The sequence below is a fragment of the Mesorhizobium sp. M1322 genome, from assembly GCF_040318085.1.
Taxonomy (GTDB): domain Bacteria; phylum Pseudomonadota; class Alphaproteobacteria; order Rhizobiales; family Rhizobiaceae; genus Mesorhizobium.
This window is the reverse complement of sequence record NZ_JAMYLP010000001.1, coordinates 112372-124484: the sequence shown is the minus strand read 5'-3', so window position 1 is coordinate 124484 and position 12113 is coordinate 112372. Positions and strand designations below refer to the sequence as shown.

General features: G+C 61.8%; 12 protein-coding genes. 2 read left to right on the top strand and 10 right to left on the bottom strand.

Annotated features, from left to right (window positions below; genetic code table 11):
• Positions 1-10: 10 nt before the first annotated feature.
• Both fabB and fabA read right to left on the bottom strand, forming a co-directional pair.
• Positions 11-1231 carry a beta-ketoacyl-ACP synthase I gene (gene fabB, locus NKH12_RS00575; RefSeq protein ID WP_352951390.1) on the bottom strand — a complete coding sequence of 407 codons (1221 nt, stop codon included), beginning with the start codon at positions 1229-1231 and terminating at the stop codon, positions 11-13.
• A 116-nt stretch (positions 1232-1347) separates the two neighbouring features.
• Entirely contained in the window at positions 1348-1866 is a 519-nt protein-coding gene (gene fabA / locus NKH12_RS00570) for a 3-hydroxyacyl-[acyl-carrier-protein] dehydratase FabA (RefSeq protein WP_352951389.1), read from the bottom strand.
• A 242-nt stretch (positions 1867-2108) separates the two neighbouring features.
• Here fabA and irrA point away from each other — a divergent pair, with 242 nt between their 5' ends.
• Complete coding sequence (gene irrA, locus NKH12_RS00565) at positions 2109-2540, top strand: iron response transcriptional regulator IrrA (protein ID WP_352951388.1); 432 nt, start codon at positions 2109-2111, stop codon at positions 2538-2540.
• Positions 2541-2602: 62 nt separating this feature from the next.
• Here the strand turns inward: irrA and NKH12_RS00560 are convergent, their stop codons facing one another.
• Positions 2603-3160 (bottom strand): SH3 domain-containing protein, encoded by a 558-nt coding sequence (locus NKH12_RS00560; RefSeq protein ID WP_352951387.1) that lies wholly within the window; start codon positions 3158-3160, stop codon positions 2603-2605.
• A 157-nt stretch (positions 3161-3317) separates the two neighbouring features.
• Here NKH12_RS00560 and NKH12_RS00555 point away from each other — a divergent pair, with 157 nt between their 5' ends.
• Entirely contained in the window at positions 3318-4319 is a 1002-nt protein-coding gene (locus NKH12_RS00555; RefSeq protein WP_352951386.1) for a 2-hydroxyacid dehydrogenase, read from the top strand.
• A 24-nt stretch (positions 4320-4343) separates the two neighbouring features.
• On the opposite strand, the gene NKH12_RS00550 is transcribed toward NKH12_RS00555, so the two are convergent.
• The 7 genes from NKH12_RS00550 to NKH12_RS00520 all read right to left on the bottom strand — a co-directional run bounded on the left by NKH12_RS00550 (position 4344) and on the right by NKH12_RS00520 (position 12020).
• A complete protein-coding gene (locus NKH12_RS00550) occupies positions 4344-4826 on the bottom strand; it encodes a GNAT family N-acetyltransferase (RefSeq protein WP_502910711.1) in 483 nt (160 codons plus the stop codon).
• Positions 4827-4829: 3 nt separating this feature from the next.
• Positions 4830-5579, bottom strand: a complete 750-nt coding sequence (locus NKH12_RS00545; RefSeq protein WP_352951385.1) for a molybdopterin-synthase adenylyltransferase MoeB — start codon at positions 5577-5579, stop codon at positions 4830-4832.
• Positions 5580-5674: 95 nt separating this feature from the next.
• The gene (recF, locus tag NKH12_RS00540; protein WP_352951384.1) at positions 5675-6841 is read right to left on the bottom strand and encodes a DNA replication/repair protein RecF; all 1167 of its coding nucleotides are present in this window, start codon (positions 6839-6841) and stop codon (positions 5675-5677) included.
• Between the two features lie 128 nt (positions 6842-6969).
• On the bottom strand, positions 6970-8088 hold the full coding sequence (gene dnaN / locus NKH12_RS00535) for a DNA polymerase III subunit beta (RefSeq protein ID WP_095487902.1): 1119 nt from the start codon (positions 8086-8088) through the stop codon (positions 6970-6972).
• A gap of 323 nt (positions 8089-8411) precedes the next feature.
• Entirely contained in the window at positions 8412-9884 is a 1473-nt protein-coding gene (gene dnaA / locus NKH12_RS00530; RefSeq protein ID WP_352951430.1) for a chromosomal replication initiator protein DnaA, read from the bottom strand.
• Between the two features lie 917 nt (positions 9885-10801).
• Entirely contained in the window at positions 10802-11068 is a 267-nt protein-coding gene (gene rpsT / locus NKH12_RS00525; protein ID WP_029356919.1) for a 30S ribosomal protein S20, read from the bottom strand.
• 178 nt (positions 11069-11246) lie between these two features.
• Positions 11247-12020, bottom strand: a complete 774-nt coding sequence (locus tag NKH12_RS00520) for an enoyl-CoA hydratase (protein WP_352951383.1) — start codon at positions 12018-12020, stop codon at positions 11247-11249.
• Between the last annotated feature and the right edge of the window lie 93 nt (positions 12021-12113).

Here is a 12113-nt window from a genome sequence, read left to right as displayed (position 1 = left end):
TCGGCAATCCTTATGCGGAATAGCGCTGGAAAATCAGCGTTGCGTTGGTGCCGCCGAAACCGAACGAATTGGATAAAACGGTGTCGATCCTGGCGTTGTCGATGCGCTCTCGCACGATCGGCATGCCCTCGAATTCCGGATCGAGCTGCTCGATGTGGGCGCTTTCGCCGATGAAGCCGCCTTGCATCATCAGGATCGAGTAGATCGATTCCTGCACACCGGCCGCACCCAGCGAATGGCCGGTCAGCGATTTCGTCGAGGTGATGAAAGGCATCTTTTCGCCGAACACCTCGCGGATCGCGCCCATTTCCCTCGAGTCGCCGACCGGCGTCGAGGTGCCATGCGTGTTGATGTAATCGACCGGCGAAGAGACCGTCGCCAGCGCCTGCCGCATGCAGCGCACCGCGCCTTCGCCCGAGGGCGCCACCATGTCGTAGCCGTCGGAGGTCGCGCCATAGCCGACGACCTCGGCGTAGATCTTTGCGCCGCGCGCCTTGGCGTGCTCGAGCTCTTCCAGGACCAGCACGCCGGCGCCGCCGGCAATGACGAAGCCGTCGCGATCGACGTCATAGGCGCGCGAGGCGGCCGATGCCCGGTCGTTGAACTTGGAGGACATGGCACCCATCGCGTCGAACAGGTCCGACATCGTCCAGTCGAGATCCTCATGACCGCCGGCGAAGACCATGTCCTGCTTGCCCCACTGGATCAGTTCGTAGCCATTGCCGATGCAATGCGCCGAGGTCGAGCAGGCCGAAGAGATTGAATAGTTGACGCCGTGGATCTTGAACCAGGTGGCGAGTGTCGCCGAAGCGGTCGACGACATCGCCTTTGGCACGGCGAACGGGCCGATGCGCTTGGGGCTGCCGTTCTTGAGCGTAGTTTCGGCGGCTTCGACGATGGTTCGGGTCGATGGTCCGCCCGATCCCATGACGATGCCGGTGCGCTCATTGGTGATGTCGTTCTCGCCAAGCCCGGCGTCCACGATAGCCTGGTCCATGGCGACATGGTTCCAAGCCGCACCTTGCGAGAGGAAGCGCATGGCGCGACGATCGATCAGCGCGGAGGGGTCGAGCGTCGGCGCTCCCCAGACCTGGCAGCGGAAGCCGTGTTCGGCGAAGGAATCGGAAAAGCTGATGCCGGACCTGGCATCGTGGAGCGAGGCCTGCACCTCATTGGCATTGTTGCCGATCGACGACACGATGCCGAGGCCTGTCACTACGACCCGTCTCATTCGCAACTCCTTCCGGCGCATGAGCCCGAAACCTGTCGGACAAGGATCATGCGCAATTAAGTTCTACAGCTTCCTTTGCGCGTCCCGCGGACTCGCGGCGCTGTGGAGGCGGCCGGTCAGGCGGCTGCCGATTGCTTGGACAGACCCACCTTGAGATCCGTTGCTGCGTATATGGGTTCGCCATCCGCCTTCAGCCAGCCATCGGCGATACCGAGCACCAGCCGGCCGCGCATCACGCGCTTGAAGTCCACGGCATATTCCACCTTCTTGACCGACGGCGTCACCATGCCTTTGAATTTCACTTCGCCGGTCGAGAGCGCCATGCCCTTGCCCGGCTCGCCGAGCCAGCCGAGGTAGAATCCCGTCAATTGCCACATGGCGTCGAGACCCAGGCACCCCGGCATGATAGGATTGCCGATGAAATGGCAGGCGAAAAACCACAGGTCCGGCTTGATGTCGAATTCCGCGCGGATGAAACCCTTGTCGAAGGCACCGCCCGTCTCGCTGATTTCGGTGATGCGGTCAAACATCAGCATCGGCGGATAGGGGAGCTGGGCGTTTCCAGGTCCGAACAGCTCGCCGCGGGCGCAGGCAAGCAGTTCTTCGTAATCGTAGCTGGATTTCGAAACCGCCATCAATCTCGTCCCCGTAATCGTCCGGGCGGTAGCGCGCCCTTGTCGTTGGTTTCCTAACACAATCTATTTCCGGCCGGAAACCGGCGTTTGCGCTTAACCTGCCCGTCTGCCTGGGTCAATGCGCGCTATTGATCGTATTCGGCCGACAGAATATATGTCGGGGGGTGTCCAGTTTCGCTCAATGTTCGGTTTTTGGCATTCTGGGCATGTCTTGAGGCAAAACTTTGAGCTTGGACGGATAGATGGATCTGGGCTGCCGGAAGGAAAATGTCGCTGTGGACAAGCGGGTTCGCGAAGCTGGCCTGAGGCCGACGCGTCAGCGCATTGCGTTGGCCGATCTGCTTTTCGCCAAAGGCGACCGCCATCTGTCGGCCGAGGAGTTGCACGAGGAGGCGATCGCCGCCGGCGTGCCGGTTTCGCTTGCCACCGTCTACAACGCCCTTCATCAATTCACCCAGGCGGGCCTTCTGCGCATCCTGGCCGTCGAGGGGTCGAAGACCTACTTCGACACCAACACCTCCGATCACCATCATTTCTACATTGAAGGCGAAAACAGGATCTTCGATATCGCCAGCGGTCCTGTCACGGTTTCCAACCTGCCGAAGCCGCCGGAAGGCATGGAGATCGCCAATGTCGATATCGTGGTGAGGCTGCGCCCCAAACGCTCCGATTGATCCGCGCTTCATGAGGCCGCGAGATACAGTCTCGGCCGTGATCCCGAACCGACAAGAAGAGGTCAGTTCTTGACCCGTTCGCCCGGATAGGCGCCCCAGACAAGCGACTGGGCGAGCCAGCCGGTGTGGCCGTTGAAGGTCATTTCGCACCACTGGCCGTCACAGGACTTGATCGTGCCCATGGCGCCCGGCTCGATGATCGCGACGATGCTGGCATCCTTTTCCGGGTCGTCGAGAAGGTTGACTCGGGCATCTTTGCCCCGCTGCCAGGGAGCTACGATCGCCGTGCGGCGGCCTGAAAGCAGCGACTGGTTGATCCAGCCTTCCGAGCCGTCGGCATCGCGCACACGACGCCAGGTGTCGAATTCCTGGATGATCTCCATCGGCAGGCCGGGCTTCATATACATCCAGTCGACGGAATAGTTGACGCCTGGTCCGACGCGGGAGTTGACGCGGCCCGCTTTCAGGCTGACGAAACGCGGCAGCGGCAGGCCGCTCGGGCCGAGCGTTGCGCTCTGGGCGGGTGCTGCCGCATTCTGTGCCGCCACATGCGGGGAATGAAGGAGAGCGCCGAGAAATGCTGCGCTGAGGGCCAGGCGGAGCGACGCGAAACCAGACACTTTCATTCCTTTCGGCGCCGGCTCATCGGCCTTGGCGCCCCTTTTTCTTTGTCTTCGGCGGAACCTCTTGTTACATGATGAACTGGCACCGCGACCGGCCTGCAGTTTCGCCTGTCTTGGTTAAAGAGGTCTCAACGAGGTCGGGTTCGAGGAAACAATGGTAGGCAGAAAAAGGCCCCTCGTCGTCATCACGCGCAAGCTGCCCGACCCGGTCGAGACCCGCATGCGTGAGCTGTTCGACGCCCGGCTGAATGTCGATGACAGGCCAATGACGCAGCCAGAACTGGTCGCGGCGGTCAAGGAAGCCGACGTGCTGGTGCCGACCATAACCGATCATATCGACGCGGCGCTGATCGCTCAGGCTGGCGACAACCTCAAGCTGATCGCCAATTTCGGTAACGGCGTCGACAAGATCGACGTGTCAGCAGCTGCGAAGAAGGGCATTACCGTCACCAACACGCCGAATGTGCTGACCGAAGATACGGCCGACATGACCATGGCGCTGATGCTGGCGGTGCCGCGGCGGCTGGCGGAAGGCGCCAATGTGCTGACCGGTGACAAGAAATGGGCCGGCTGGTCGCCGACCTGGATGCTCGGCCGGCGTATCTGGGGCAAACGCCTCGGCATTGTCGGCATGGGCCGCATCGGCACCGCTGTCGCCCGACGGGCCAAGGCCTTTGGCCTGTCGATCCACTATCACAACCGCCATCGCGTGCTGCCGGCGGTCGAGGACGAGCTGGAGGCGACGTATTGGGAAAGCCTCGACCAGATGCTTGCCCGCATGGACATCATATCGGTCAATTGTCCGTCGACGCCGGCGACTTTCCACCTGCTTTCGGCGCGGCGGCTGGCGCTTTTACAGCCGTCTGCTTACATCGTCAACACAGCGCGCGGCGACATCATCGACGAGGATTCTCTGGTCAAGCTGATCCAGGACGGCAAGATCGCCGGGGCGGGCCTCGATGTCTACGAGCATGAGCCGGCGCTGAACAGCAAGTTGCTGAAGCTCGCCGCCAAGGGCAAGGTCGTGCTGTTGCCGCATATGGGATCGGCGACGCTCGAAGGCCGTATCGATATGGGCGAGAAGGTGATCATCAACATCCGCGCCTTCTTCGATGGCCATCGCCCGCCCGACCGCGTGCTGCCGCTGCGGACGTGATGCTCATCTTAAGTTAGCGTATGCTTACGAAAGCACCTTGCGCATGGTGATCGAGGTCGGATTGTCGTAGCCGTTGTGCGCCGTCCGTTCGGTTTCGCGAAAGCCGAGGCGGGCAAAGGCCGCGTGGTTTCCGGTCAGTTCGACCCGCGTCTGAAGCTCGATCGCCGGCTTGCCGCGGTTGCGGGCAAGATCCTCGACAGCTTGCATCATCTGCCTGCCGACGCCTTGCCGCTGAAGGCCCGGGTCCACCGCCAGCTTTCCGACATAGAAATCATCGGTCCGCTCCAGAACAAAAACGCAGCCGACGATCCTGCCGTCCTTCAGCGCCGCAAAGCCAGTCTCTTGCCGGGCCTTGTCCCGGAGATATTCGACCGTGAGCCGATGCGCCGAGGATGGCGGATCTATGACGCCGTCCATCGAGGCGAAGGCGCTCATGATCAGCGCCAGCACCTCGTCCCATCGGTCGAAATCGGCCGGAAGCTGGGCGATGGAAACCGGGCTACCCAAGATCTAGTTTCTCTTGTAGCGGATCGTATCGAACCGCGCGGCCAACGCATCGTAAAGCAGCAGCCGGCCGACCAGCGGCTCGCCGATGCCGGCGATCAGCTTGATCACCTCCATCGCCTGCAGCGTGCCGACGACGCCGGTCAGCACGCCGAGCACGCCGGCCACAGCGCAGGATGGCACCAGGCCGGGCGGCGGCGGTTCCGGAAAAAGATCGCGATAGCTTGGATTCGGCCTGGCGTCCGTGCCGGTCTCGAACGGTTTCAGCACGGTCACCGAGCCGTCGAAGCGGCCGACGGCGGCATGTACCAGTGGCCGCTTTTCCGCGGCGCAGGCGTCGGCCACCGCATAGCGTGTTTCGAAATTGTCGGAGCCGTCGACGACGATGTCATAGCGGGCTACGAGAGCAGGGGCGTTGTCCGCCGTCAGCCTGAGATTGTGCAGTTCCACGGCGACGTTGGGATTGATGCGGGCGATCGCCGCTTTGGCACTGTCGGTTTTCGCCATGCCGACAGTGTCGGTGCCGTGGATCACCTGTCTTTGTAGGTTTGATAGCGAGACGCTGTCGTCGTCGACGATGCCGAGCGTGCCGACGCCTACGGCGGCAAGATATTCGAGCACCGGCGCCCCCAGCCCGCCGGCGCCGATGACCAGGACCCGGGCACGCTTCAGTCGCTGCTGGCCAGCGCCACCGATTTCAGGCAGCACGATGTGGCGGGCGTAGCGTTCGAGTTCTTCGTCGGTCAGAGGAGTCATCGGCAGACCTTAGCGCGGCGCAAAAATCTTGTCAGGCGTGAATGCATGTCGCCCAAAAGTGCGTGGCGGTTTTGGGATAACGTCAAGCATAAAGTTCAGATGGTTGGCCTAACCGTGCCATGATCGACGGTCAGGAACTGCGCGCGTTCCTTGAGACTGGAAAACAGCGCCGCATCGGTTCCGGTCATGAAAGCCTGGCAGTTCAGCTCTTCGAGGATCGAGAACAGCGCGGCACGCCGGCCTGCGTCGAGATGGGCAGCGATTTCGTCGAGCAGCAGGATCGGCGTCATGCCCGACATCTCGCCGGTCAGCCGGGCATGCGACAGGACCATGCCGACCAGCAGCGCCTTCTGCTCGCCGGTCGAACAGAGTTCGGCCGGCATCGCCTTGGGCCGGTGCCGCACCACGAGATCCGAACGATGCGGGCCGTCGAGCGTGCGCCCGGCGGCGCGGTCGCGATCGCGGCCTTCGGCAAGCGCTTGGCGGAACCGCTCTTCGACATCGACAGCCGCGGTGGTGCCGACTTCGCTCTCCAATGTGCCCGACAGGCCGATGTCGGCTTGCGGAAACGGACCGGCGCTTGGCAGCCTGTCGATCATGGCGGCGAGCAGGCGCACCAGTTCGGCACGCGCCGCGGCAATCGCCACACCGGTTTCGGCCATTTGCGTCTCGATCGCATCGAACCAGGCGCCGTCACGCGAGCCTTCCGCGAACAGCCGATTGCGGCCGCGCATCGCTTTTTCGTAGTCGAGCGCGCGCTTGCCGTGGCCCGGATCGATCGCCAGCACCTGCCGGTCGAGAAAGCGCCGGCGGTCTGCGGCCGGCCCGGTGAACAATGCATCCATCGCCGGTGTCAGCCAGACGACGCGCAGCCATTCCAGCATGTCCTCCGCCGAGCGCGCTGCCGCGCCATTGATCCGCACCCGCCGGGCGCCCTCGCCGCCGGCATCGCCGCCTGCAATGCCGGTGCCGATCTCGACCGGGCCGCCCGGCCCATCGAGCCGGGCATGGATGGCAAAGCCGCCGTCGCCACCTTCGCGCGCTACGTCGGCATAAGGTGCACGGCGCAGGCCGCGACCCGGCGTCAGCAGGGAAATTGCTTCGAGCAAGTTGGTTTTGCCGGCGCCATTGTCACCAGAAAAGATTACGGCGCCGGGGTCGAGGTCGATCGACAGCATTGCGTAATTGCGGAAATTTGTAAGTGACAGCTTACTTATATGAATCTGCTGGTCGCGCTCAGGCTGCTTCGCAACTCCGGTCATATCAGCGAGATGGCCTCGTTCGGGCCTAAAGCGCACCGCGTGTGACCGGCCTCATGCGACGCGCTTTAGGTTGTTGTTTTATGCATGTCGTTATCGCAAAACCGCTGCACACTTTTGCGCGACATGCATTAGACCCGCATCGGCATCAGCACGTAGAGCGTGGTTTCGTCGGCCATGTCGTGGATCAGCGTTGGCGAACCGGCATCCGCCAGCATGAATTTTGCCTCAGTGCCGGTCAACTGGGCGGCGACGTCGAGCAGATATTTGGCGTTGAAGCCGATTTCGATCGCGTCGGACGAATAGTCCGCGGCCAGTTCCTCGGTGGCGCTGCCCGAATCCGGATTGTTGACCGCAAGCGTGACCTGGCCTTCTCCAATCGAAAGCTTCACCGCCCGGCCGCGTTCGGACGAAATGGTTGAGACACGGTCGACGGCGGCGGCGAAACTTTGGCGGTCGATGATCAGCTTCTTGTCGTTGCCGGTGGGGATGACCCGCTGATAGTCCGGGAAGGTGCCGTCGATCAGCTTCGAGGTCAAAACGACACTGCCGATGGTGAAACGGATCTTGGTGTCCGACAATTCGGTGGTCACGGCGATATCAGGGTCGTCGACAAGTTTTTGCAGCTCGCTGACCGTCTTGCGCGGAATGATGATGCCCGGCATGCCTTCGGATCCTGCCGGCGCGTCGATCTCGGCGCGCGCCAGCCGATGGCCGTCGGTCGCTACCGAGCGCAGCTTCAGCTTGCCGTCGGCGTCATGCGTGTGCAGATAGATGCCGTTCAGGTAGTAGCGCGTCTCTTCGGTGGAGATGGCGAATTGGGTTTTCTCGATCAGGCCCCTGAGCGCGACCGAATCGAGCCGGAAGATGTGCGAGAACGATCCGGCCGAAAGCTCCGGGAAATCGGATTGCGGTAGGCATTGGAGACGGAAGCTCGAGCGGCCCGAGGTCACCGTCATGGCGTTGCCGTCCTCGTCGGTCTTCAGCATGACCTCCGCGCCGTCGGCGAGCTTGCGCACGATGTCGTAGAGCAGATGCGCCGGAACCGTCGTCGCCCCGCCGCGCTCGACCTTGGCGGGCGTGGCTTCGGTCACCTCCAGATCGAGGTCGGTAGCCTTCATTTCGAGGGTGGCGCCTTCGGCGCTCAGCAGCACATTCGACAGGATCGGTATGGTGTTGCGCCGCTCGACCACGCGATGAACGTGGTTGAGCGACTTCAGGAGATTTGACCGTTCCAGGATAACACGCATGACGAAACAGGCTCGCTTGAATGAATGAGCGGGTCTCCGGCAAGCGGCAACCCCGCGAAAGGTCTGAACAGGCTCAGAATCTGCACAAACTGACAGGAAAAAACCCGTGAACGCAAGCCCGCGCTACCGGTTCGGGCCGGTTACGCGGGGTTTCTGGGGATAAAACTGGCGAAGTCCGCAGGCCAATGCTTGTCGCCCAAAAGCATGCCCTCGGGCCTGACCCGAGGGTGCGCGGCGGTTTTGGGGCAACGACATGCATAAAAACAAAGATCTCAAGCGCGTCGCAGCCATCCAAATGCGACACGCTTTGTTTTTCGGGCCGGTCAGGCCTGATCGTTGATCAGTCTTCTCAGCAATTCGAGCTCCTGCGCCAGCGTGTTGTCGACGCCTGAAAGATCCTCGATCTTGCGCACGGCATGCAGCACCGTCGTGTGGTCGCGGCCACCGAAACGCCGTCCGATCTCCGGCAAGGAGCGCGGTGTCATCACCTTCGACAGGTACATGGCGACCTGCCGCGGCTTGACGATGGTGCGCGTGCGCCGGTTGGACAGGAGTTCTGTCTTCGACACATTGTAGTGGCGCGCGACGATGCGCTGGATGTCCTCGATGCGCACCCGCTTCGGCTCGCCCGAACGATAGATGTGGCCGAGGATCTCGTCGATACGGTCGATGGTGATCTGCGGTTCGAACGACTGGCGGAACAGAAGCTGGTTGAACGCACCTTCGAGTTCGCGCCCGCTGCCGGTCACCGTGCGCGCGACATGGTCGAGGATCTCCTCCGAGATGTCGAGCGACGCATCATCGGCCTTGGCGGTGGCAAGGCGCAGCTTGAGCATGCCGATGCGCATAGCGAAATCCGGCGCCGACATTTCGAGTGCGACGCCGCCGTTGAGGCGCGAGCGGACGCGGGGCTCCAGCGATTCCAGTTCCGACGGCGGCCGGTCGGCGGCGACCACCACCTGCTTGGCGCTGTCGAGCAGCATGTTGATCAGGTGGCAGAATTCATGCTGGATCGACTTGCCCTGCAGGAACTGCATGTCGTCGATGATGAGAAGGTCGATGTCGCGCAGCTGTTCCTTCAGCGTCAGCGCGTTGTTGTCGCGGATCGCGGTGGCAAACCGCCACATGAAATATTCGGCCGTGAGATAGACGACACGCGACTTCGGATTTTGCTTCAGCGATTCCGCCGCGATCGCCTGCAGCAGGTGCGTCTTGCCCAGCCCCACCGTCGCGTGAAGAAAGAGCGGATTGAAGCGCACCGCGCTCGACTGCGATTCCGCCACCGCTTTGGCGGCGGCGAAGGCCACCCGGTTCGACGGACCCTCGATGAAGGAGCCGAACGTGTAGCGCGGGTCAAGCGGCGAACCGAGCACATTGTGCCGGAATTCGGTCTCTGCAGGCATTCCCGGGCGAGGTGCCGGTACCCGCTCCACCCTGCCGGGGCCTGCTGTTCCCGCGGCCAGCGCCGTTTGCACTTGCCTGGTCATCTTGCGCGCCGGGGCCACTTCGGGCTCAACGCCGTTGCGGCCCGGGCGGGTAGCGGTGCGCACGACGATCTCGATCTTGAGGATTTCAGGATCCTCGTGTTTCCACAGCTCGGCGATGAGGTCGAGATAGTGGCCGTTGATCCACGAGCGCAGGAAGGCGGTGGGCACCGAGATGCGGACAATGCCCCGGGACGCCTCGGCGACCTTCATGCGTCCGAACCAGCTCGAATAGACTTCGGTTCCCAGACGCGCCTTCAACTGGGCCTTGACCCGGTCAAACTTTTGCTCCGCGGCGATGGAAGCCGACATATCGTCCCCTTCGGTTAAGGTTCCAGGGAATGGCAGGTCGTCCGTAAGCTCCCTTTCGATGCCGCTCTGCATGATCGAGTTCCTTGTCCTTTTGTACCTTTTTCCGCCGGGAATGCGCCTCCTGCATCCATGTTTCCGGCGACCGTGTCTTCGCTGCGACACCATCGCCGCCGCCGGCAGATGATGTCGCCTCATTGTCAGGAATCCGGCGCCGGCTCCTCAGAGCCAGCCCGCTTTGGTCATGTCAGGGCAATACAATTCCGCCCGGCGAAACGCCGGCGCGTCATTCATCTGCCATGTACAATTACGCCAATCCCCTACCGTATCGAAAAGACAAACCAAGCCCGTACGCGGAAATGATCCACGTCACGAATTCTGCCATTTTTTGCTGGCCGATTCAGGCTGGGTTAAGGGCCAACGGCCCGTCCCTCTCGATAGACCGACATTAACGAAATCGCTGTGGATAGGGCAAGGCCACGACTAACGGATTTTTAAGGAATGTGGTTAGCGCAGACGGGTTCGGAGCCTGCGTTGCACTGGCATGTTTTGACAAAGCCATTGGGATTCAAACCCTTTTCCGGCGAATATGAAAAAGGCCGCATCGCGCGAAATTTTCTGAAATAATTTTCTTGACAGGCAAATGTTCCCCGTCCCTCACGCCCGATGTGAACAAGCTGTGGATGACCGTCAATAACTTATTGAAAAATATGGCTGATTTTTGACAGCTGATATTCTCGCCGCGAACGCTTTCAGCGGCGGCGCGTATCAGCAGGCATGTATATGCCGGCAAAGCATTTCCAACATTGAAATCGTGCGGAGTGTCCGTTTGCGAGATTTCTTTTTAAGTACTTGCCGGCAAACGAAAAAACCCGGCACGAGCGGCCGGGCTTGAAGAGGACAAGATCAGTAAAGGTATATTAGGCCGACAGCACCTTGAGTCGCTGGGCCAAGCGCGACACCTTGCGGGATGCCGTATTCTTGTGCACCACGCCCTTGGTCGCGGCGCGCATCAGTTCCGGTTCCGCCACCTTGAAAGCAGCCTGCGCGGCAGCCTTGTCGCCCGAGGCGAGCGCCTCTTCGACCTGGCGGATGTAGGTCCGCACGCGCGAGCGGCGGTTCTTGTTGATCGCCGTGCGACGGGCGATCTTGCGCGTTGCCTTTTTGGCCGAGGAGGTATTGGCCATGATGCCTCTCTTCTGATCTGGTGGGCGCATGCGGGATGTCGCAGGGCGCAAAAACAAACGGGCAGCCACAGGGCCGCCTCGGTTGGTGCGGCTTATAGTTCAGCTTTTCCGGCGCGTCAACGCTGCTTCGCCTTCTTTTTGGCCGCTGCTACTCGCTTCTGGCCACTGTCGTCACGATCTATCGGTTCGTGAAATTTGGCTTCCGCTTCTCGGCAAAGGCCGCCATGCCTTCCTTCTGATCATCGAGCGCAAACAGCGAGTGAAACAGCCGGCGCTCGAACCGAAGCCCTTCGGCCAGTGTCGTTTCATAGGCGCGGTTGACGGCCTCTTTCGCCATCATCACCGACGGCAGCGAAAAATCGGCTATCTTGGCTGCCGCCTTCAACGCCTCCTCGATCAGCTCGACGGCGGGCACCACACGCGACACCAGGCCGCAACGCTCAGCTTCCGCCGCATCCATCATCCGTCCAGTCAGGCACATATCCATCGCCTTCGACTTGCCGACGAAGCGGGTGAGGCGCTGCGATCCGCCCATGCCCGGCATGACGCCGAGCGTGATCTCGGGCTGGCCGAACTTGGCGTTGTCGGCGGCGATGATGAAATCGCACATCATCGCCAGTTCGCAGCCGCCGCCGAGCGCATAGCCGGCCACCGCCGCGATAACAGGCTTGCGCGCCCGGGTGAACTCTTCCCAGCCGACAAAGAAATCCTGCACATAGGCGTCGACAAAGGAGATCGCCTGCATTTCCTTGATGTCCGCACCTGCCGCGAAGGCTTTTTCTGAGCCGGTGATGACCATCGCGCCGATGTCGGCATTCGCGCAGAAGCCGTTCACGGCCGCGACCACTTCCGCCAGGACCTGGGAGTTCAGCGCATTGAGCGCCTTCGGCCGGTTCAGCGTGATCAGCCCGACTTTGCCGCGGGTTTCGACGATGATCGTTTCATAGGCCATGACTGTATCTCCTCGCTCGGTCATCTAGCTTACATCTGGTGTCCAGCTCACACCCGGCATCTAGATCACACCCGGCATCTAGGTCACACCCGG

Excerpts from the sequence above, each read along its gene's own strand:
- fabB (WP_352951390.1), bottom strand. The coding sequence starts at position 1,231 with ATGAGACGGGTCGTAGTGACAGGCCTCGGCATCGTGTCGTCGATCGGC.
- fabA (WP_352951389.1), bottom strand. The coding sequence starts at position 1,866 with ATGGCGGTTTCGAAATCCAGCTACGATTACGAAGAACTGCTTGCCTGC.
- irrA (WP_352951388.1), top strand. The coding sequence starts at position 2,109 with ATGGATCTGGGCTGCCGGAAGGAAAATGTCGCTGTGGACAAGCGGGTT.
- NKH12_RS00555 (WP_352951386.1), top strand. The coding sequence starts at position 3,318 with ATGGTAGGCAGAAAAAGGCCCCTCGTCGTCATCACGCGCAAGCTGCCC.
- NKH12_RS00545 (WP_352951385.1), bottom strand. The coding sequence starts at position 5,579 with ATGACTCCTCTGACCGACGAAGAACTCGAACGCTACGCCCGCCACATC.
- recF (WP_352951384.1), bottom strand. The coding sequence starts at position 6,841 with ATGACCGGAGTTGCGAAGCAGCCTGAGCGCGACCAGCAGATTCATATA.
- dnaN (WP_095487902.1), bottom strand. The coding sequence starts at position 8,088 with ATGCGTGTTATCCTGGAACGGTCAAATCTCCTGAAGTCGCTCAACCAC.
- dnaA (WP_352951430.1), bottom strand. The coding sequence starts at position 9,884 with ATGTCGGCTTCCATCGCCGCGGAGCAAAAGTTTGACCGGGTCAAGGCC.
- rpsT (WP_029356919.1), bottom strand. The coding sequence starts at position 11,068 with ATGGCCAATACCTCCTCGGCCAAAAAGGCAACGCGCAAGATCGCCCGT.
- NKH12_RS00520 (WP_352951383.1), bottom strand. The coding sequence starts at position 12,020 with ATGGCCTATGAAACGATCATCGTCGAAACCCGCGGCAAAGTCGGGCTG.